The 19,840-nt window shown below is 67.8% G+C and carries 17 protein-coding genes; 10 read left to right on the plus strand and 7 right to left on the minus strand.

Annotation, left to right across the window (positions count from 1 at the left end; translation table 11 throughout):
* Position 1: 1 nt before the first annotated feature.
* Positions 2 to 1,225, minus strand: a complete 1,224-nt coding sequence (locus JIG36_RS51490) for a mannitol dehydrogenase family protein (protein ID WP_203374228.1) — start codon at positions 1,223 to 1,225, stop codon at positions 2 to 4.
* Positions 1,222 to 2,619: a glucuronate isomerase gene (gene uxaC, locus JIG36_RS02000; protein ID WP_203374229.1), complete on the minus strand. Its 1,398-nt coding sequence runs from the start codon at positions 2,617 to 2,619 to the stop codon at positions 1,222 to 1,224. Before uxaC ends, JIG36_RS51490 begins: the two co-directional genes overlap by 4 nt.
* 162 nt (positions 2,620 to 2,781) lie before the next feature.
* Between uxaC and JIG36_RS02005 the strand changes: the two genes are divergently transcribed.
* The 7 genes from JIG36_RS02005 to JIG36_RS02035 are packed head-to-tail and all read left to right on the plus strand — an operon-like array spanning position 2,782 to position 9,601.
* Entirely contained in the window at positions 2,782 to 4,110 is a 1,329-nt protein-coding gene (locus JIG36_RS02005; RefSeq protein WP_203374230.1) for an ABC transporter substrate-binding protein, read from the plus strand.
* Positions 4,111 to 5,052 (plus strand): carbohydrate ABC transporter permease, encoded by a 942-nt coding sequence (locus JIG36_RS02010; RefSeq protein WP_203374231.1) that lies wholly within the window; start codon positions 4,111 to 4,113, stop codon positions 5,050 to 5,052.
* Positions 5,049 to 5,918: a carbohydrate ABC transporter permease gene (locus JIG36_RS02015; protein WP_203374232.1), complete on the plus strand. Its 870-nt coding sequence runs from the start codon at positions 5,049 to 5,051 to the stop codon at positions 5,916 to 5,918. Before JIG36_RS02010 ends, JIG36_RS02015 begins: the two co-directional genes overlap by 4 nt.
* A complete protein-coding gene (locus JIG36_RS02020) occupies positions 5,915 to 6,847 on the plus strand; it encodes a Gfo/Idh/MocA family protein (RefSeq protein WP_307872528.1) in 933 nt (310 codons plus the stop codon). Before JIG36_RS02015 ends, JIG36_RS02020 begins: the two co-directional genes overlap by 4 nt.
* Before the next feature lie 14 nt (positions 6,848 to 6,861).
* Entirely contained in the window at positions 6,862 to 7,689 is an 828-nt protein-coding gene (locus tag JIG36_RS02025) for a sugar phosphate isomerase/epimerase family protein (protein WP_203374233.1), read from the plus strand.
* Positions 7,686 to 8,741, plus strand: coding sequence for a Gfo/Idh/MocA family protein (locus JIG36_RS02030; RefSeq protein WP_203374234.1), 1,056 nt, complete (start codon positions 7,686 to 7,688; stop codon positions 8,739 to 8,741). Before JIG36_RS02025 ends, JIG36_RS02030 begins: the two co-directional genes overlap by 4 nt.
* Entirely contained in the window at positions 8,738 to 9,601 is an 864-nt protein-coding gene (locus tag JIG36_RS02035; RefSeq protein WP_203374235.1) for a sugar phosphate isomerase/epimerase family protein, read from the plus strand. The genes JIG36_RS02030 and JIG36_RS02035 overlap by 4 nt, the downstream gene beginning before the upstream one ends.
* Positions 9,602 to 9,712: 111 nt before the next feature.
* Here JIG36_RS02035 and JIG36_RS02040 read toward each other — a convergent pair whose 3' ends face one another.
* Positions 9,713 to 11,035 carry a DUF6414 family protein gene (locus JIG36_RS02040; RefSeq protein WP_438870691.1) on the minus strand — a complete coding sequence of 441 codons (1,323 nt, stop codon included), beginning with the start codon at positions 11,033 to 11,035 and terminating at the stop codon, positions 9,713 to 9,715.
* Positions 11,032 to 12,234 carry an ATP-binding protein gene (locus JIG36_RS02045; RefSeq protein WP_203374237.1) on the minus strand — a complete coding sequence of 401 codons (1,203 nt, stop codon included), beginning with the start codon at positions 12,232 to 12,234 and terminating at the stop codon, positions 11,032 to 11,034. The genes JIG36_RS02040 and JIG36_RS02045 overlap by 4 nt, the downstream gene beginning before the upstream one ends.
* 131 nt (positions 12,235 to 12,365) lie before the next feature.
* Here JIG36_RS02045 and JIG36_RS02050 point away from each other — a divergent pair, with 131 nt between their 5' ends.
* Positions 12,366 to 13,643 carry a lactate racemase domain-containing protein gene (locus JIG36_RS02050; RefSeq protein WP_203374238.1) on the plus strand — a complete coding sequence of 426 codons (1,278 nt, stop codon included), beginning with the start codon at positions 12,366 to 12,368 and terminating at the stop codon, positions 13,641 to 13,643.
* A gap of 73 nt (positions 13,644 to 13,716) precedes the next feature.
* Here JIG36_RS02050 and JIG36_RS02055 read toward each other — a convergent pair whose 3' ends face one another.
* Positions 13,717 to 14,754, minus strand: a complete 1,038-nt coding sequence (locus tag JIG36_RS02055) for a LacI family DNA-binding transcriptional regulator (RefSeq protein WP_203374239.1) — start codon at positions 14,752 to 14,754, stop codon at positions 13,717 to 13,719.
* 309 nt (positions 14,755 to 15,063) lie between these two features.
* Between JIG36_RS02055 and JIG36_RS02060 the strand changes: the two genes are divergently transcribed.
* A complete protein-coding gene (locus JIG36_RS02060; protein ID WP_203374240.1) occupies positions 15,064 to 16,047 on the plus strand; it encodes a hypothetical protein in 984 nt (327 codons plus the stop codon).
* Positions 16,048 to 16,137: 90 nt separating this feature from the next.
* On the opposite strand, the gene JIG36_RS02065 is transcribed toward JIG36_RS02060, so the two are convergent.
* Entirely contained in the window at positions 16,138 to 16,710 is a 573-nt protein-coding gene (locus tag JIG36_RS02065) for a hypothetical protein (protein ID WP_203374241.1), read from the minus strand.
* A 213-nt stretch (positions 16,711 to 16,923) separates the two neighbouring features.
* On the opposite strand from JIG36_RS02065, the gene JIG36_RS02070 reads away from it, so the two are divergent.
* Entirely contained in the window at positions 16,924 to 18,423 is a 1,500-nt protein-coding gene (locus JIG36_RS02070) for a lysyl oxidase family protein (protein WP_203374242.1), read from the plus strand.
* Here the strand turns inward: JIG36_RS02070 and JIG36_RS02075 are convergent.
* Positions 18,420 to 19,718, minus strand: coding sequence for an acyltransferase family protein (locus JIG36_RS02075; RefSeq protein WP_203374243.1), 1,299 nt, complete (start codon positions 19,716 to 19,718; stop codon positions 18,420 to 18,422). The two genes, JIG36_RS02070 and JIG36_RS02075, sit on opposite strands and share 4 nt — an antisense overlap.
* Between the last annotated feature and the right edge of the window lie 122 nt (positions 19,719 to 19,840).

Here is a 19,840-nt window from a genome sequence, read left to right on the forward strand (position 1 = left end):
GTCAGCCGGCGCGCAGGGACGACTCCACGGCTTTCAGCAACTCGTTGTCCTCGGCCAGCTCGGGGCCGAGCAGCGCCAGCACGTCGCGTGGCGAGCCCGCACGTTCGATGTACGGCTGGGCGCCCGCGTCCGAGATCGGAGCGCCGGCCCCGCGCAGGTGGTCGATCCACGCGGCCAGGATGCGTGCGGCGCCGGTCGGTGTGCGGCCCGCTGCGCGTTCGCCGCGCAGCACGGGGACGACGCGGATGGGGATCTTCTGGGAACCGTCGGAGGCGATCTGCGCGAGGGTGTGGCGGATGCGCGGGTTGGCGAAACGCTCCAGCAACGCCGCCCGATAGGTGGTCAGCTCCCCGGCGGGCAGCGGGACGTGCCGGCATGCCTCGTCCCACCAATCGTCGAGCCAGCCGCGGCACACCGGGTCGGCCACGGCCTCGGCCACCGTGTCGTGGCCGCGCGCGCTTCCGGCGTACGCGAGCAGGGAATGTCCGCCGTTGAGCAGCAGCAGCTTGCGTGTCTCGTGGGGCACGACGTCGTCGACGAAGCGGGCGCCGGCCTTCTCCCACGGCGGTCGCCCGGCGGGGAAGTCACCGCTCAGGACCCATTCGGTGAACGGCTCGGTCACCACCGGCGCGGCGTCGGCCCACCCACCGGTCGACTCCACCTCCCGTACGTCGGAAGCGGTTGTCTTGGGGGTGATGCGGTCGACCATCGTGGTCACGAAGGAGACGTTGGCGCCGATCCACTCGTCGAGGGCGGGGTCGAGCCGGGACGCCAGGTCGCGCACCACCCGCGACGTGACCTCGCCGTTGCCGGGCAGGTTGTCGCACGACACGACGGCTACGGGGCCGGAACCGGCCAGGCGCCGCGCGGCCAGGCCGGAGACGAGACGGTCGGCGACCACACCGGACGGGGCGTAGGCGGCCTCGGTCATCGTCACCGTCACCACCGCCACTGAGGGCAGCGCGACGAGAGAGCGCCACGTCGCCGAGTCGCTTCCGGGGTGGGCGGCGACGAGCGATTCCTGCACCTGGAACGAGTCGGCGGACGGTCCGCGCACCACGAGCGTGTAGCGGCAGTCCTGCGCGGTCAGCGCGTCGGCGAGCGTGGCCGAACGGCCGGTGAACGCGGCGATCCCCCACTCGTCGGTGCTGGCGCCGGTGTACCAGGCCTGGTGCGCGCGGAAGAAGCCGCCGAGGCCGAGGTGGACGATGCGTACGGGCCTCACAGCTTGAACACCTCGCGCGGCTGGGTGGCGACGAGCGCGGTGAGCGTTTCGAGCGCCTCGTCCTCGTCGAGCCGGTGGGTGGCGACCAGTTCGGCCAGGAAACCGGCGTCGAGGCGGCGCGACATGTCGTGCCGGGCGGGGATCGAGCAGAACGCGCGGGTGTCGTCGATGAATCCGGACATGCGGCTGAACCCGGCGATCTCGGTGACGGCCCGCTGGTAGCGGCGGATCTCGCTCGGGTTGTCGAGGAACCACCACGGCGCCCCGGCGTACACGGCGGGATAGAACCCGGCCAGCGGCGCGATCTCGCGGCTGTAGACGTCGGGGTCGACCGTGAACAGCACGAGGTGCAGGTTGGGGTGGGTGCCGAAGCGGTCGAGCAGCGGCTGCAGGGCAGCGGTCAGTTCCAGCTGTACGGGGATGTCGTGCCCGGTGTCGGGCCCGAAGCTCGCGTGGGTGTCGGGGTGGTGGTTGCGCCAGATGCCGGGGTGCAGGGTCATGACGAGGCCGTCGTCGCACGACATGCGCGCCATCTCGAACGTCATGTGGCGCCGGAACGCGGTCGCCTCGGCCTTGGTGACCGTTCCGTCGAGGGCGGACCGGTAGATGCGCTCGGCCTCGGACAGGTCGAGCGGTCGGGTGCCGGCGTCGAAGTGACCGTGGTCGGCCGAGACCGCACCCTGCGCGATGAAGTAGCGCCGCCGCTCCTCGAGGGCCGCGATGTAGCCCGCGTACGAACCGACGTCGCCCGGCAGCTCCTTGATCAGTTCGGGCCAGCCGGGGCGGCCGAGCTCGAGGTAGCGGTCGGGCCGGAACGTGGGCGCGATCCGGGTCGTCACCGCGGGGTCGTCGCGCAGGGCCTTGTGCGCGGCCAGGTCGTCGGCCGGGTCGTCGGTGGTGGCCAGGAAGTCGATGCCGAACCGGGACAGCAGGGCGCGCGGCCGGTGGCTGTCCTGGCCCAGCTGCGCGGCGATCAGGTCGTACAGACTGTTCGCGTTGTCCGCCGACGGTCGCTCGGTGATGCCGAAGACGTCCGCGAACGACGATTCGAACCAGAAACGCACCGGGGTTCCGCGCAACACGTGCCAGTTCGCGCAGAACAGTCGCCAGGCTTCGCGCGCCCGCTCCTCCGAGAGCGGGCCCTCCCCCACGCCCAGCGCCGTCAGCGACACCCCGTTCGCGTGCAACAGCCGGGTCACGTAGTGGTCGGGCTGAATGAACAGCGACGCCGGGTCGGTGAACGGTTCGTCGTCGAGGATCAGCCGGGGGTCGACGTGGCCGTGCGGGCTGATGATCGGCAGCCCTCGCACCTGCTCGTAGAGGCGGCGGGCGATCGACCGGACTCCCGGCTCGGCGGGCAGCAGCCGGTCGGGGTGCAACGTCAGGGCAGCCATGCGCCCGAGCCTGTTCGCCCGCATTCACCGGAAGCAATGAGTTGCCGTTTGTTGCCTGAACCCCACGGCAACAACTGGCAACTGATTGCGCGGAGGTTAACGGGGGCCACACAGTGACCCCGATCACTCCCTACCGCAAGCGGCTCAGAGGAGACGACTTCCATGAATGCGAAACGTATTACGGCGCTGGCCGCGGTGACGGCCCTGGCGCTGGGTGTGGCCGCTTGTGGCGGCGACGATGAGGGTGGCGAGGGCGGCGCCGGTAAGACGCTCAACGTGCTGATCGGGGCCAACACGCAGTATCCCGACGAGTTCCAGGCGTGGCAGAAGGACATCAGCACGAAGTTTAAAGCGGCGACCGGGGCCGAGGTGAAGTTCGAGACTTTTGCCAGCGCCAACGACGAACTCACCAAGATCCAGACGTCGGTCGTGTCCGGTTCCGGGCCGGACGTCTACGCGGTCGGCACGACGTTCACGCCCACCGCCTATTCCACCGGCGCCTTCGTGAAGATGGGCGACGAGGAATGGTCGAAGATCGGCGGCAAGGAGAAATTCAACCCGGCCACGCTCGGCATCTCGGGACCCGACGAGCAGAACCAGGTCGGCATTCCGTGGGTGAGCCGGCCGTTCGTCATGGCGTACAACACCGAGCTTCTGAAGGCGGCCGGAATCGACAAGCCGGCCACCACCTGGGACGAACTGACCGCGCAGGCGAAACAGCTCACCAAGGGCGACCAGTACGGTTTGGCGATCGCCTACAAGGACAACTTCGACCCGTGGAAGTTCGTCTGGGGCATGTCCACCCAGGCCGGCAACCCGCTGGTCGACGGCAAGACCGCGAAACTGACCGACCCGGCCGTGCAGAAGGCGTACCAGACCTATTTCGGCTGGCTGGCCAACGACAAGGTGGTCGATCCGGCCGCCATCGGCTGGACGAACCCGCAGGCCCTGGCCGCGTTCGCCGAGGGCAAGACCGGTTACTTCCTGCTCACCACCACGACCGCGAACAATTCGCTGGAACAGGGCGCGGTGAAGGGCAAGTGGAAGTTCGCGCTGCTGCCGACCGTTCCGCCCGGCGCGACCAGCCGCCCCGCGAACGGCGTCGAGGCCGCCAGCATCCTCTCCGGTGACAACCTGCTCGTCGCCGACTATTCGAAGAACAAGGACCTCGCTTTCGAGTACGTCAAACTGGTCACCGACCAGGAGGCGCAGCTCGACTACTACAAGAAGTTCGGCAACCTGCCGGCGAACGCGGCCGCGCTGCAGACCCTGGCGTCGGACGAGCAGCTGGAACCGGTCACCGAGGCGGCCAAGAAGTCGGTCGCGACCCCGTTCACCGGCGCGTGGGCGGACATTCAGCTGGCGCTGACCAATGTGGCCGTGCAGACCCTGCCCGAACTGACCAAGGGACCGCTCAACACCGGACAGCTGGACTCGCGCATCGCCGAGGCCCAGAAATCGGCGCAATCCTCGCTGGACAGGGCCAAGTAAATGGCCACCCTCGCGCCTCCCGAGCAGAAAGCGCCACCCCGGCCCGTACGGCGGAAAGGGGTGACCGAGCAGCAGCGTCCGCTCTGGCTGCTCACCCCCGGTGGGTTGCTGATGACGGTGGTCATCGTTCTCCCGCTGATCCTCGCCCTGTGGATCTCGCTGATCGATCTCGACCAGTACACGTTGCGCCGGTGGGTGGAGGCGCCGTTCATCGGCCTGAACAACTACGTCGAGTCGTTCAGTTCGGGACTTCTGAACTCGATCTGGATCAGCGTGTCGTTCGCGGTCATCTCGACGGTCGCGACCGTTCCGATCGGTATCGCCGCGGCTCTGGTCACCCAGAACAAGTACCGGGGCCGCGGCCTGGTCCGGGCGGTGTTCCTCATCCCGTACGTGTTGCCGTCGTTCGTCGTCGCCTCGGTGTGGCGCACCATGCTGCAGCCGGACGGGATCGTGAACGCGTGGCTGTCGAAAGTGGGCATCGACGGCGGGCTGTGGCTCAGCGGTCCCCGGTCGTACTGGACCCTGATCCTGGTCGAGATCTGGGCGGCCTGGCCGTTCATCTATCTGATGGCGCTCGCGGCCCTGCAGTCGGTCGACCACGAGGTGCACGAGGCGTCGGCGGTCGACGGGGCGACCTGGTGGCCCAAGCTGCGCCGGGTGATCCTGCCCTATCTGCGCGGGCCGGTGCTGCTGGCCTGCCTGCTCGCGACGCTCAACCACATCAACAACTTCACGTTGCCGTTCGTGCTGTTCGGGGCCCCCGCGCCGGAGGACGTCAACGTGATGCCGATGATCGTCTACGTCACCAGCTTCCAGAGCCTGCGCTTCGGGCTCAGCGCGGCGATGGCGGTGCTGTCGCTGATCCTGATCGCGATCCCGCTGTTCATCTACCTGCGCGCGGTGCGGCTGGACGTCCATGACGAGGGAGGCCGCAAATGAGCACTACCGCCTCTTCGGAAGCCACCCGGCTTCTGCCCCGATGGATGCTCGCCACGCTCACGGCGGTGCTCGTCGCGCTCGTGCTCGTCCCGGTGCTGTACATCCTGCTCGCCTCGCTCAACAGCGACGTGGGCGTGGCGTCGGGCGAGTTCTGGCCCAGCTCGTGGAGCCTGGACAGCTACACCCGCATCTGGACCACGGCCGACCTGTCCACCGGCATCCTGAACAGCCTGATCGTCTGCGCGTTCACCGCGGTCGCGTCGGCCGTCCTCGGGACGATGACCGCGTACGTGCTCGTGCGGTACACGTTCTTCGGCCGGCTGACCATCCTGCGCGGTCTGGTCGGTCTGCAGAGCATCCCGGGAACGCTCATGCTGCTGCCGGTGTTCGTGCTGTTCTCGTCGGCCGGCAACTATCTGGGCGTGACCGTCATCGGCACCCGGTGGGGGCTGTTCATCGCCTACCTGACGTTCGCCCTGCCGTTCTCGACGTGGGTGATGGTCACGTATCTGCGCGGGCTGCCCCGCGAACTGGAAGAGGCTGCGCGCACCGACGGCGCGTCCACGATGGTCATCCTGTGGCGGATCATCTTCCCGCTCAGCCTGCCGGCGATCGTGGTGAGCGGTATCTTCGCGTTTCTGCTCGGATGGAACGACGTGCTGTTCGCTTCGGTGCTCACCCGGCCGGAAACGCACACCGCCGCGGTGGCCCTGCAGATCGTCGGTTCGTCGCAGGAGGGCGGCGCGTTGCCGGTCTACTCCCAGATCATGGCCGCCTCGCTCATCTGCGCGGCCCCGGTCGTCATCCTCTATCTGGCCTTCCAGCGCTACCTGGTGGGTGGCCTGACCGCGGGCGGCGTCAAGTGACTGGCCCCCGGGTGGCGGTGGTCGGGCTGGGTGACGTGTCCGTCGTGCACCTGGCCGCCATCGAGAAGCTGGGCGCCACGCTCGTCGGGGTGTGCGACTCGCGCGGCGATTATTGCGCGCTTCTGGACGAAGTACGTCCGGATGTTGTCCATGTGTGCACTCCGCACGACCAACATGTGCCGGTGGCGCTGGCCGCTCTCGAGCGGGGCGTGCACGTTCTGCTCGAGAAGCCGGTCGCGAACACGATCGAGCAGGCCGACCGGCTCGTGGCGGCGGCCAAGGACCATCCCACGCTCAAGGTAGGTGTGTGCCTGCAGAACCGGTACAACCTGACGTCACAGGCCGCGTTCGAGATGCTCACCTCGGGCGAGCTGGGCGCGGTCCGCGGCGGGTCGGCGTCGGTGTTGTGGCATCGCGACGCCGCCTACTACGCCGCGCGGCCGTGGCGGGGTGTGCGCGAACGCTCCGGCGGCGGCGTGCTGATCAACCAGGCCATCCACACGCTCGACCTGCTGCAGTGGCTGCTCGGCGAGGTCGTCACCGTGCGCGGGCACTCCGGTCAGTACGGCGGGGTGTCCGGTGACGTCGAGGACACCGCGCACATGGTGCTCGACCATGCGGGCGGCGCGCGCAGCGTCTTCTTCGCCACCACCACCAACGCCACCGACTCGCCGGTCACGATCGAGATCGTCGCCGAGCGGGGCGCGCTGCTCATCCGGGGTGACCTGACGGTGGCGTACGCCGACGGCCGGGTCGAAAGCATCGCCGAGCTGTCGCCGGACGGGGGCGGCCGCTCCTACTGGGGCGCCTCGCACGAGCTGCTCATCGCCGATTTCTACCGTTCGCTCAGCGACCCGTCGCCGTTCTGGATCGGGCCCCAGGAGGCGCTGAAGGCCCAGCATCTGATCGACGAGATCTACACCGCTTAGGAAGGGCACCGCCGATGTGGACTCTCTCCGGATTCTCCGACGAGATCTCCCCCGACTTCACCGAGCAGTGCGAGGTCGTCTCCGGCCTCGGCATGAAGTACGTCGAGGTACGCAGCGCCTGGGACGTCAACATCCTCGACCTGTCCCCCGACCAGCTCGACACGATCAAGAAGACCCTTTCCACGTACGGGCTGAGGGTGTCCTCGATCGGCTCCCCGATCGGGAAGATTCCCGTCACCGAGGACTTCGAGCCGCACCTGGAACGCATGAAGCACGCGGCTGAGGTCGCCCGGCTGCTCGAGGCCCCGTACATCCGGATCTTCTCGTTCTTCATGCCCGCCGGCGACGACCCGGCCACCCACCGCGCGGAAGTGATCGAACGGATGCGCGCACTGACGCGCGTGGCCGAGGAAGCCGACCTGGTGCTGCTGCACGAGAACGAGAAGGAGATCTACGGTGACGTGCCCAGCCGGTGCCTCGACCTGATCCGCTCGGTCGGTTCGCCCTATCTGCGGCTCGCCTGGGATCCGGCCAACTTCGTGCAGGTCGGCGTGCGCCCCTACACGGACGGGTACGCACAACTGCGACCGCACATCGAATACGTGCAGATCAAGGACGCGCTGTTCGCCGACAACACGGTCGTGCCGGCCGGGCAGGGCGACGGCGAGGTGGCGGCGACGATGCGCGCGCTGCGGCACGACGGGTTCGACGGGTTCTTCTCGCTCGAACCGCACCTCGCCGGCGGACACGCCACCGGGGGTTTCTCCGGGCCGGAGCTGTTCACGACCGCCTGGCGGGCTTTCACCGGCCTGCTCGACACCGAGGAGATCGAGTACGCATGAGTGTTCCCAGGTTTGCACTGGTCGGCGCGGGCGTGATCGGGAAACACCACGGCCGGGTGATGAGCGAACTGAGCGATCGGCTCGAACTGGTCGCGGTGGCCGACACGGTGCTCGATCGTGCGCGTTCGCTCACCGACGAGCGCGGCGGACGGCCGTACGGAAACCTCACCGACGCCCTCGCCGCCGAACAGATCGACGTCGTGGTCGTCTGCACGCCGACCGGTCTGCACGGTCCGATCGCCATCGAGGCCCTGGGCGCCGGCAAACACGTCATCATCGAGAAGCCGGCCGAGACGACGGTGGCCCGCACCGACGAGATCATCGAGGCCCGCGACAAGGCCGGCACCCTGGTCACGGTCATCTCGCAGCACCGGTTCGACCCGTCCACCGAGCAGACCCTGGCGGCGATCGCGGCCGGCGAGCTCGGGCGGGTCAGCTCGGGCATCGCGGCCATCGACTGGTGGCGCGGGCAGAGCTACTACGACTCCGGCGACTGGCGCGGCACCTGGGAACTCGACGGCGGCGGCGCGCTGATGAACCAGGGCGTGCACACGGTCGACCTGCTGGTGGCCGCGCTCGGCAAGCCGGTCGAGGTTTTCGCGTACGCCGGGACCCTCGCCCACGAACGCATCGAGGTCGAGGACGTGGCCGTCGGCGTGGTGCGGTTCGAGTCGGGCGCGCTGGGCGTCCTGCACGCGACCACCTCGGCCTACCCCGGTCTGAGCGCTCGTCTGCAGGTGCACGGCGACCGTGGTTCGGCGGTCATCGACAACGACCAGCTGGCGTTCTTCCACTCGACTCCGGCCGGTGCCGCCGTCGAGGAGAAGCTGATGGGCTCGACCCAGGCCGTGAGCGCCGCCGGACCGGCCACAGCCAGCAGCAACCCCGGCATGCTGTCCGACGCGCACCGCTCGCAGTACCTGAACTTCCTCGACGCCCTGACCGGGGCCGCTCCGCTGCGGGTCGACCTCGAGACCAACCGGCAGTCCATCGCGGTCATCACCGGGGCGTACGAGTCCGCCCGTACCGGAAGGCCGGTGACCCTCGCATGAACCGGATCGCGGCCAACCCCATCCCGTACTGGGCGAACGCCGGCAAGACGAAAGAGGTGTTCGACGAGGCGTTCGCCGACTTCCACGCGATCGGCTTCACCGCGGTCAAGGCGGACGTGCCCGAGGGCATGACGGCGGCCGACTATCGCGCGTGGATCGGCAAGTACGGCCTGGCGCCGTCGCTCAGCCTGTTCAACTCCCCGTTCGACGACACGGTCACCGCGGCCGGCGAGGTCGAGAAGGCCAAACGGTTCGCGGCCGACCAGGTCGCGCTCGGCCTTGACCGCACGATGGTGTCGTCGATGGCCGTGCCCGCGCGTCTGGAGCAGCCGGCCGTCGGCGCCGCGTTCGACGAGTCGCGCCTGACCCGGGCCATCGACATGTGCGGTGAGGTGTGCCGGGCCCTGGCCGCCGAAGGCCTGCGGCCGTTGCACCACTCGCACATCGGCGGGGTGTTCGAGACCGAGCTGGAGATCACCCGCCTGCTGGACGACCTGGGCCCCGACGTGATCGGTTTCGGTCCCGACACGGGTCATCTGCGCTGGGCCGGCATCGAGCCGGCGGCGTTCATCCGGCGCTACGCGGACCGGCTCGGGGGCATCCACATCAAGGACGTGTTCCCGGATCACCTGTCGGGGTCGGCTTTGTCGTATCGGGAGGCCACCGCGTCGAAGAGGTTGTGGGCCGAGCCCGGTCTGGGGGTGGTCGACTTCGGGGCGGTGCTGGAGGCGATCCCGGCGTCGTACGACGGCGACTTCATGATCGAGGTGGACGAGCCGTCGGTGGCGTCGAAGCTGGAGTCGCACGAGATGTCGTTCGCCTGGGCCCGGCGGGTCCTGGCCGGTCGCTACACTGAGTGATCGTTTGGCTTTCCGGGCGTATGCCGAGGGAAGTCCGATGCGGGGGCTCGCAGGGCATAAACACCCCTGGTCCGCTTGGACGCCGAGTCCCCGCCGTCACCGCTTACAGCATCACCAGTAGATCGCGACGAACTCGACCTCCAGCTTGCGACTCGACTCTTCCGGTCCGGGCGTTGTGGAGGTTGGGGGTGTCAGCGACGCCGCGGCCCGCGCGGCGACTTCCTCCAAGATCGAGTCTCGGATACGTCGCACGATCTCTCGGTCTGCCTGTGGCTCGACAGCCATCACCATCACATCGAAGGCTGCCCTACGCGACTCAAGGCTTTCATCCGCCGACAACGCGATGGCCGCCTGCGCGGCAGCGGCCCGCAGCGCCGCCGCATCGGGGGCGACCCCACATTCGGCAGCGAGATCCTTACCGAAGCGGGTGACGGCGTCGTCCCAGTCGGCGATCGAGGGCGTCACGGTCACACTCCCGCCTGCGGCAGCAGACAGCCCACTCGGCAATGCGTTCACCATTTCATCTACATTGATAGACATCTTCTCCAACACGTTGGCCAACTTGACCGGCTGCCAGGCATCGTTCAGAGTCGCGGACTCCACCCGAGCGTATGTCGTATAAGACTCGTCGGCGAAGAGCACCCTACGTAGGTCACGCGAATAAGACGAGAAGCTCGTCACACCGACCACTTCCAGCGTACACAGTTGGCGGCTAAGATCGCTGTTCGGCGTAACTAGATCTCGATGAATCAGATAGTCTTCTCCATCAAGATCGAGCGCAGCGAATTGCTTGCTGATGCCACGGATCGGCACAAGGCCGACGAGCAGACCATCAATCACTTCCAACATCGACACGACTCGATCATATTGCGTCTTATCGACGCCGAAGAAGGCTTCTCGGCCCTTCACGATGTCAACAACCGACGAGATCGCGCTCACCAACTGGTAGGTTCGATCGGCACTGAGAATCACCTCAAGCTCGAGCACGTCGCCGCGCTTTACGTCTCCTATCCGCAGCAATTGGCCGTGACGTCTCAGCTTCTTACAGTTACGAAGTAAATCTTGCTTCGTCCTGAGAGAAAACTCGGCCACCTCGTATCTGCGTCGCTTACGATGGACGCTAGTCAGAAGCTCTTCCTCACCACCGGTGCGAAGGTCGCGGAAGGTGCTTTGGATGACGGCCTTGCGAACGACCTCCTTGGCGGACGTGTCCGTGTTCTTCACCCTCGCCTCTGCACTGAACTTGAAGCTCCCGAGAGGACCGGCCGCGCTCGCCTTTCGTTCAGATTCACTCGACCGCGTCAGAGTCTCCTTGACCGTCTCCTTAATTGCACCATCACGTGATGCAATTAGACTGGTCACACTGACCTCGTCGAGATAAACGAACTCTCGGCGCTGCTTGGCCCACTGACGGCCTCGTCGACGAAATATCATTCCGGTGTGCTCTTCTCCGTGTGCGCGTGTATGCGCTGAACCCTGTTCACTGCCTCAAGCACGTCTTCCGAACAGAGCTTCACGCGCCTGTCGAGGGCAGCCAGGATCGCGGCTTCCGTCCAGATCGCGGCGAGGTCGGCAGATGTCCAGCCCTCCGTCATGCCGGCCAACGTCTGCATGTCGACCGGACTGGAGAATTTGATTCGCCTCGAAGACGCCTTGAGCACGGCTATTCGATTCAAGGCGTCAGGCATCCCAAACTCAATCTTATGCGAGAGGCGGCCCGGCCGGAGAAGTGCATTGTCTAGACTTTCATGAAGATTGGTAGTGGCAATGATCAGCACGCGGTCGAACGCTGAGAACCCGTCGAGAAGTGAGAGGAACTGACCGACGAGGCGATTAGTGTGCTCGTGGGTCGAGGCGCCGCGTTGAGTGAAAAGACTATCGATCTCGTCGAAGAACAGGACCGCAGGAGCATTCCTGCGCGCGTGCTCGAAGATCGAGCGCAAAGTTCGCTCGCTCTGCCCGACGAACTGGTCAATGATTGCCGGTCCACCAATGTTGTAGAACTTCGCGCTGCTTCCGGCCGCAAGGACCCTTGCCAAATGGGTTTTTCCAGTCCCCGGAGGCCCTGTGAACAGCATGCCCTTGATTGGGTTGGCTCCGATGGCTTTGATCCTATTCTCAGGATCCAGGGCAACGGTTACGAGATCGACAGCACGGCTGACAATGTGAGACGATCCGCCGAAATCTTGCAACGTGATGTCGTCAGACGGCTCGAAAACGAGATCGTCGATGTCAAAGGCTTCACGGTCTGCGAGACCGAGGCGGTCGATCGGATCTGGAGAGAGCAGCCGGCCGGGACGGCCGGTGCTCTCAATCTCGACAGTGTGGCCTACTTTGAACGGCGATGAGGCTCTCTGCGGATGGGCCCTTAGACTGCCGTCCACCTCAATGACAACCCGATCGTTCGAGACGTACCTCACGGTCCCGACTTGGGTCGATTGTCCCCATAATTCGTCGGCGACCCTTTCGGGCTCCTCATAGTCCCGACAAAAAATGACATCACCAACAGCGAACTCGTGCCACTGCTGGAGGGCCACGCCAACCGATTTTCCATCCTGAAAATCGATCCAGACTCGAGACTCCTCAGGTTCGATCAGCCGAACCTTCCCGATCTTTCCCTCAGTCTCCAACACGATCCTATCGAGTCGATCTGCAATCTGCGGCCTGACTGTAGCCGCGGGGTACGACAACTTTGGGGCAGGCCGAGGGGCGTACCGTCGCTCTTGTCACGGGCGGAGTGCACGACAGATGTGGAGGATGTGCCATGACCTCAGTGGTGACCGGGCCGGCCACGCGGCTCGGCGGCGCCGACGGGGTGCTGACCGAAGACGAGGTCACGGCCTTCGTACGGGAGCAGGCAGGCGCGCTCGATGTGGACGGGCGCAGTGTCTGTGTGCTGGTGCCGGACGCGACCCGTACGTGCCCGTTGCCCCTGCTCGTCTCGGCGGTGCACCAGGCTCTGCACGGGCGGGTGTCGCGGCTGACGGTGCTGGTCGCTCTGGGGACGCACGGGGCGATGTCGGAGGAGGCGCTGCGGGCGTGGGTCGGCGTCTATCCGGACACCACTGTGATCAACCACGAGTGGTGGAAGCCGGAGACGTTCGCGAACCTGGGGACCATTCCGAGCGCGCGCATCGAGGAGCTTTCGGACGGGCGGATGAGCGGTGACGTGCCGGTCATGCTCAACCGGGCGGTCGTCGAGCACGACGTGGCGATCGTGGTCGGGCCGGTGCTGCCCCACGAGGTGGTGGGGATGTCGGGTGGCAACAAATACTTCTTCCCGGGCGTGGCCGGCCAGCAGATCATCGACGTGTCGCACTGGCTGGGCGCGCTCATCACGTCGGCCGAGATCATCGGGACGACCGGGCTCACTCCCGTACGGGCTCTGATCAACGACGGTGCGGCGATGATCCCGGCCGAGACGTACGCGTTCTGTGTCGTCACGGCCGAGCTGCCGCCCGACGGCACGGACAGTGACAAGAGCAGCGCCCTGCACTCGGTCTCGTTCGGCGATCCGATCGCGTCGTGGGCCAGTGCCGCCGAGATCAGCGCGGCGACCCACGTGACGTACCTCGACCGGCCCGTGCGGCGGGTGCTGTCGCTGATTCCGCAGATGTACGACGAGATCTGGACCGGGGCCAAGGGGTTCTACAAGGTGGAGCCGGTGGTCGCGGACGGTGGTGAGGTGATTCTGTACGCGCCGCACATCCGCGAGATCGCGACCAGCCACCCGCAGATCCACGAGATCGGGTACCACTGCCGGGACTACTTCGTGAAGCAGTGGGACGCGTTCCGGCACATCCACTGGGGGGTGCTGGCGCATTCGACGCACCTGCGCGGGGCGGGCACGTTCGACCCGGCCAGCGGTGTGGAGAAGCTGCGGGTCGACGTGACTCTGGCTACGGGGATTCCCGAAGACGTGTGCCGGTCGGTGAACCTGGGATATCGCGACCCGGCGACCATCGACGTGGCCGAGTTCGCCGCCGACCCGGGGACGCTCGTGGTGCCGCGGGCGGGCGAGGTCCTGTTCCGGTTGCGCTGAGCCCCGGGGCTGCGGTCCCGCGATCGCGCGCGCCTGCGAGGCCGGTCACGCGGGCGGGCGTGGCCGCGGTGGGTCAGTGGGGGTGCGGGGCGGTGGCTGCCCGAGGGCGCGGGATGGCTGTGGTGGTTCGGGCGGGGGCGGTGGACTTGCGGACGACCAGGCGTACGGGCAGGACCAGCGGGCGGCCGCTGGTTCGGGCGCCCTGGGCCACGGCTATGCAGTTCTGCATTCCGGTGAAGCCCATGCGGTAGAGGGGGGACGCGATGGTGGTGAGCTGGGGCTCGACCAGCTCGTCGAAGATGATGTTGTCGAAGCCGACGACGCTGACCTGTTCGGGGACGGCGACGCCGAGGCGGCTCAGGCCCTTGACGATGCCGATCGCCAGCTGGTCGTTGTAGGCCTGCACGGCGGTCGAGTCGGTTTCGGCCACGCGGATCGCGGCGCTCAGGCCGGCCAGCACGGTCGGCTCGTTGGGGCCCAGGCGGCGCGCTTCCAGGCCCAGTTCGACGGCGGCCCGGCGCAGAGCCCGCCACCGTACGCCGTCGGACCAGCTGGTCTCGGGGCCCGCGACGTACGTGATGCGCTCGTGGCCCAGCGACGCCAGGTGTTCGACGGCTCGGCGGATGCCGCGTTCGGCGTCGTTGAGCACGCAGTTGGCCTCGGGGATGATCCGGTTGAGCAGCACGACCGCCTTCTGTTTGGCGACCATGCGCAGGGCCGAGTCGGTCATCCGGGAGCTGGCGATCACCACGCCGTCGACCTGGGCCAACTCCTGCTCGATGGTCTGCCGCTCGACCTTCGGCGACTCGTTCGTGTGCGACAGGATCAGCTGGTAGCCGGCCTCGCGAGCGGCCTCGTAGGCGCCCTTGATGATGTCGCCGTAGAACGGGTTGGTCACGTCGGCGACGACCAGGGCGATGGCATTCCGTACGGTGCCGGCCTCCAACCGCCGGGCCTGAGTTCCCGTACGGTATCCCAGCCTCTCGGCCGCTTCGAAGATCCGCTGGGCGGTGTCGGCGTTGACCCGGCCCGGCCGTGCGTACGCCCGCGAAACTGTCGAGGCGGCCACCCCCGCCTCGCGCGCCACGTCGTAGATGGTCGGGCGGCTCATGTCCAGGATGTTAAATCCGCGAGGCCGCCGGAAACAGCCCCGCCCTGGGGTCGGCGTCGATGGGGAGACCCGGGCGATGGGTGGCCTCGATGATCCCCGGCCGTCCCCGGGTGGTTGATCCCTGCCATAGTCGGGTGGGTCGTCCGTCCGCAGGGGGTTGAATCGGTCATCGTGCGCGTCCCCAGCCTCCTCGCCGCAGCCACCCTCCTGACCTCGCCCGTCGCCGCCCCGGGCCCCACGCATCCGCATGCCCAGGCGTGGGTGGAGGCTGTGGCTTTGCGGGCGCGGGCCGGAGTGACTGTCTGCGCTGTGCGGGATGAGCGGCTCGATGAGCTGTCGGGGATGGTGGCCGTCGGGTCGGGGTTCGTGGTTGTCAACGACGGGTCCGACTTCGCGGACCGACGGAAGATCTTCTATCTGAACTCGGGCTGCCGGGTCACGAGGACCGTGTCGTATCCCTCCCGGCCCCGGGACACCGAGGATCTGGCGCGCGGTTCGGACGGCACGCTCTGGGTGGCGGACATCGGGGACAACGGGGGCAGTCGCAGCACCATCGCGCTGTGGAAGCTGGCGCCGGGGGCCAAGAAGCCGGTTCTTCTGCGGATGTCGTACCCGGACGGGGCGCACGACGCCGAAGCGCTGCTCGTGACCGGGGACGGCACGCCGATCGTGATCACCAAGAGCGGTGGGACGGCGGAGCTCTACACGCCTACGGCGGCGCTGCGTGGCGGCTCCACGACGCCGCTGAAGAAGGCCGGCGAGGTGACTCTGCCGATCACGACCACCAGCAACCCGTTCTCGTTCCTGGGGCGGGCCGTCGTCACGGGGGCGGCCACTTCGCCCGACGGGCGGCACGTGGTGCTCCGGACGTACGCGGACGCCTTTGAATTTGATGTCGAGGACGGGGATGTGATCGGCGCCCTCACCTCGGGGACGCCCCGTCAGATTCCGCTGCCGAACGAACCGCAGGGCGAGTCGGTCACCTACAGCGCCGACGGGACGTCGTTGCTCACGGTCTCCGAGGCGTCCGGCGACGGCAGCGAGGAACCGGTGATTCTGGGGTACGCGCTGCCGGACCGCCCGGCCGTGGCCCGCGCGACGCCGTCCGCGCCTTCATCGAGCGCGGTGCCGCCGACCACCTCCGCGCCCGCCGCCGGAGCCGCCGAAAGCCCGGACGAAGACGGGCCCCCGTTCGACTACATCAAGGTCGTGGCCGGTGCGGTCGGCGCGCTCGCCCTGATCCTGGCGATCGTCGTCGTGGCGCTGTACCGCCGCGCGCGCAGATCCCGCTGACGCGGCGAACGCGCACTCGCTCAAGCCGACAACGCGCACTCGCGCAAACCGGCGACGCGCAAACGCTCAGAACGGCAAGCGAGCACTCACTCAAGCGGACAACGACGGGCCGGCGGCTGCGACATCGTCTGAGGTGCGCGCCTGAGCAGTGCGGTTCAGTTCCGCGCGGATAGTCGCCCCCGAGGCGTTCAGGCCTGCGAGCGGCAGGTCGAACCGCAAGCGGCCGTTCCGGTTCCGGCGGGGTGGGCGGCGACCACTCCGGTCGATCGCGGTCACGAGCTGGGCGTGCTCGTCGGCCACGAACACCTGCAACACCGTCAGCGGCCACCGGCCGCGCAGCCGGGTCCGGGCCACGATGTCGTACGGGATCATGACCGCGTCGCAGCCGGCGGCGGCCATCTCGATGCCGTCGGGGCCGAACGTCAGGGTGGTGGGGCGGCGACGGGCGCGCACCAGCGAGAACACGGTGTAGAAGAACGTGTACGAGACGGTGTAGACGATGCCGGGTGTCAGCGGCGTGACGATCACACGGCCGGTCACCGCCGAGAACACCACGGCGAGGATCAGCCACGCCGCGAGGCCGGCCGTCACACCCACCACGACCGCCACCGCCACCAGCCGCCGGGGTGACGACCGGTATTCCGCCACGCCCTCGCCAGTCATGCCGGGATCATGTCAGCCGCGGACAACAACCGGAAGCCACCGCGTGCACCAGACCGACGCCGCCACGACGGGCCGGCGCGGTGCAACGGTCGGAAAGGGGACAGTACGTCGCTGATTCGACGCACCTCATCATCCGGCTCACAGCGGACTCACAGACGTCGGGATTCCATGGGCGGACATCCATTCGTACGTGTGCACCTGGGGGAACGATCGATGACGGCAGTTAGGTGGAAGCGGTGGAGTCTGGCCGCGGTCGCGGGGGTGATGCCGGCGACGCTGGCCTTCGCGGGTATGCAGGTCGCCGATGCGGCCACGACGCCCGCGGGGGTGCGGATCGTGGCCGGCGCCAAGAGCGTCACGGCCGAGCGCTTCCAGGTCAGTGAGAAGAAGTACGGCGTCGACCTGAACCTCGGGCTCAACGTCATCGCCGGCCAGGAGGCGCTGGAGGTCAGGGCGACCCGCAAGTCGTACGCGGAACCGATCGTCGCCGACCTGATCACCGGTGACGGCAAGGTCCGGCTGCCGGCCGCGCTGGTCACCGACATGGGTGGGCTCAAGCAGTTCACGACCGTGACCGTCAAGAACGCCAAGGGCGCGGTCGTCAAACGCTACTGGACCACGTTCTGCCCCAACGACTACGAGTCGGTGCGCACCCGGCCCGACGCCCCGGCGCAGACCCCGTACCCGGTCGGCTGCGGCAACGACAACCCGTTCACGCTGGGCTCGGTCTGGGGCGTGCAGGCCGGCTGGAGCGCGAGCACCAGCGACATGCCCACGCACGGCGGGCAGTTCGACCTGCCGATCGGGAAGTACGCCGTGTCGGTCACGGTCAACACCCCGTACCAGAAGCTCCTGAAGATCGCCGCGAAGGACGCCACCATCGCGCTCACCCTGACCGTGAAGAAGGGTGAGGACGGCTTCGAGGCGCGCCGCGCGGACGGGCACCACGAGCACGGGCGGCAGATCTCGGAGTATCTGAAGGAGTACCGGCCCGCCGCCAAGCGCCCGGCCGCCTTGGCCGCGACGCCGAGCGGGCCGAAGCCGGACCTGCGGTCGCTGCCCGCGTGGGGCATCTCGATCAGCAAGGAGGCCAAGAACAAGTGGTACGTGAACTTCGGCGCCACGGTCTGGAACGCGGGTGACTCGCCGCTGCTGGTGGACGGGTTCCGGCGCAGCGGGCAGGGCCTGATGGACGCGTACCAGTACTTCTTCGACGCCCAGGGCAACCAGGTCGGCGCCGTGCCGGCCGGGACGATGCAGTGGGACCCGCGGGCCGGGCACAACCACTGGCACTTCACCGACTTCGCGCAGTACAACCTGCTCAAGGCCGACCAGAAGCAGGTCGCGCGCAGCGGCAAGGAGGCGTTCTGCCTGGCCAACACCGATGCGGTCGACTACACGATCCCGCTCGCGAAGTGGCGGCCGGCCAACACCGACCTGGAGACCTCGTGCGGGCAGCAGACGTCGGTGGGGGTGCGGGAGGTGCTCGACATCGGCAACGGTGACACCTACACGCAGGACCGGCCGGGGCAGTCGTTCGACGTCACGTCGCTGCCCAACGGCACCTACTACATCCAGGTCAAGGCGAACCCGGCGAACAAGCTGAGCGAGCTGTCGACCGGCAACAACACGTCGCTGCGCAAGATCGTGCTCGGCGGCACGGCGAAGAAGCGGACCCTCACCGTGCCACCGGTCAACGGCATCAAGGGTTAGCGGTGGTCAGCCGGCCCGTGATCCCCACGGGCCGGCGAACCGTAGACCGTGCCCCGGGCCGGAGCGGGGGGCGGGGTCGGGGACGCGCCGGCCTGGGGGAACGACGCCGGGGGCGCATCCGTACGGAGGGTGGGGCTCAATTCCGTACGGGAGACGGAAGCCGGAGCCGCAACCGAGGGAGCGGCCGACGGAATGCCCGCGAGCGCCTGCCGGGGCCACAGCGAAGCCTTCCGCTTGGCCGACACGTCTTCGACCCAGCCGAACACCAGCACCGCACCGACCACCATGACCGTCTCGAGCACGAGCATCCAGACGATGTATTGGAAGGTCGCCCACGGCACCTGGTAGTGCTCGAGCACCGCGGCCCCCACCGTGATCAGCGGGAAGTGCCACAGGTAGATCGTGATGGCCCGGGCGTTGATCACCCGCACCGACTCCGAGAGCCACTTGACGTTCTCGAGGAACGCCATGGTCGGGCGGAACCGCAGCACGATCAGCACGAAGGCGAGCGACCACATGGTGCGCGCGATCGGCTCCTCGTTGAGGTCGAAGCCCCACGCCGTCGGGTGCGTGAACAGCCAGTAGAGGCCGATGCCGCCGATCACCGTGCAGATCGCCGCCCAGGCCGCGACGGGCAGCCGGTGCAGACGGCCGTCGCGGTGGGCGAAACCGGCGATCCAGCAGGCCGCGTACGTGACGAAGTCCCACATGATGCCGTCGATCGGGTCGGGCAGGCGGAACCCGGTGAGGTGCAGGGCGGCCAGGGCGACCAGCGGCAGGGCCACCATCGCCCAGCCGATCTTCTTGTAGGCCCAGTAGAGCAGCGGCGAGACCAGCACGAAGATCAGGTAGGCCCGGAGGTACCAGAGGACCTCCCAGAACGGCTCGCCCCACGAGCTGCCGGGCGGGTCTTCCAGCGGGAAGATCCAGAACAGCAGGTTGAGCTTGTGCAGCGGGTGGTCGGGGTCGGCGCTCGACCAGCCGTGCCAGAACATGATGGGCAGGGCCACCGCGGCGAACGTCCAGAGCGCGGGCAGCAGGCGCCGGATGCGCGACCAGACGGCCTGACGGACGCCGGCCTTGGCCAGCGAGGCAGCCATCAGCGAGCCGGCAATGGCGAACATGACGCCCATGGCGGGCAGCACCCAGGTGAGCCAGGCCCAGCCGAACGCGTGGTAGACGACGACCCGGATGATCGCGACCGCACGGAGCGTGTCGATGTACCGGTTCCGCGACTTCGCCGGCGCGGCGGGCGCGCCGGCGGCCACCGGGGCCGCGGAGGTGCTTGCAGTCATCGAACTTCCTTCGCGGCCGAGGGGAGCGTGCGCGGGCGTGCGGCACACAGCCTACGTACAGGACCACAACGACGCGGCCCCGGTAAACAGCCGGAAAGACGCGACGATCATCACACCCGGCC

The organism is Paractinoplanes ovalisporus (genome assembly GCF_016834655.1).
Taxonomy (GTDB): Bacteria; Actinomycetota; Actinomycetes; order Mycobacteriales; family Micromonosporaceae; genus Actinoplanes; species Actinoplanes ovalisporus.

Coding starts and splice junctions, on each gene's coding strand:
- JIG36_RS02015 (WP_203374232.1), top strand. CDS start 5,049: ATGAGCACTACCGCCTCTTCGGAAGCCACCCGGCTTCTGCCCCGATGG.
- JIG36_RS02055 (WP_203374239.1), bottom strand. CDS start 14,754: ATGAGCCGCCCGACCATCTACGACGTGGCGCGCGAGGCGGGGGTGGCC.
- JIG36_RS02070 (WP_203374242.1), top strand. CDS start 16,924: ATGACGGCAGTTAGGTGGAAGCGGTGGAGTCTGGCCGCGGTCGCGGGG.
- JIG36_RS02005 (WP_203374230.1), top strand. CDS start 2,782: ATGAATGCGAAACGTATTACGGCGCTGGCCGCGGTGACGGCCCTGGCG.
- JIG36_RS02025 (WP_203374233.1), top strand. CDS start 6,862: ATGTGGACTCTCTCCGGATTCTCCGACGAGATCTCCCCCGACTTCACC.
- JIG36_RS02035 (WP_203374235.1), top strand. CDS start 8,738: ATGAACCGGATCGCGGCCAACCCCATCCCGTACTGGGCGAACGCCGGC.
- JIG36_RS02065 (WP_203374241.1), bottom strand. CDS start 16,710: ATGACTGGCGAGGGCGTGGCGGAATACCGGTCGTCACCCCGGCGGCTG.
- JIG36_RS02010 (WP_203374231.1), top strand. CDS start 4,111: ATGGCCACCCTCGCGCCTCCCGAGCAGAAAGCGCCACCCCGGCCCGTA.
- JIG36_RS02040 (WP_438870691.1), bottom strand. CDS start 11,035: ATGATATTTCGTCGACGAGGCCGTCAGTGGGCCAAGCAGCGCCGAGAG.
- JIG36_RS02050 (WP_203374238.1), top strand. CDS start 12,366: ATGACCTCAGTGGTGACCGGGCCGGCCACGCGGCTCGGCGGCGCCGAC.
- JIG36_RS02030 (WP_203374234.1), top strand. CDS start 7,686: ATGAGTGTTCCCAGGTTTGCACTGGTCGGCGCGGGCGTGATCGGGAAA.
- JIG36_RS02075 (WP_203374243.1), bottom strand. CDS start 19,718: ATGACTGCAAGCACCTCCGCGGCCCCGGTGGCCGCCGGCGCGCCCGCC.
- uxaC (WP_203374229.1), bottom strand. CDS start 2,619: ATGGCTGCCCTGACGTTGCACCCCGACCGGCTGCTGCCCGCCGAGCCG.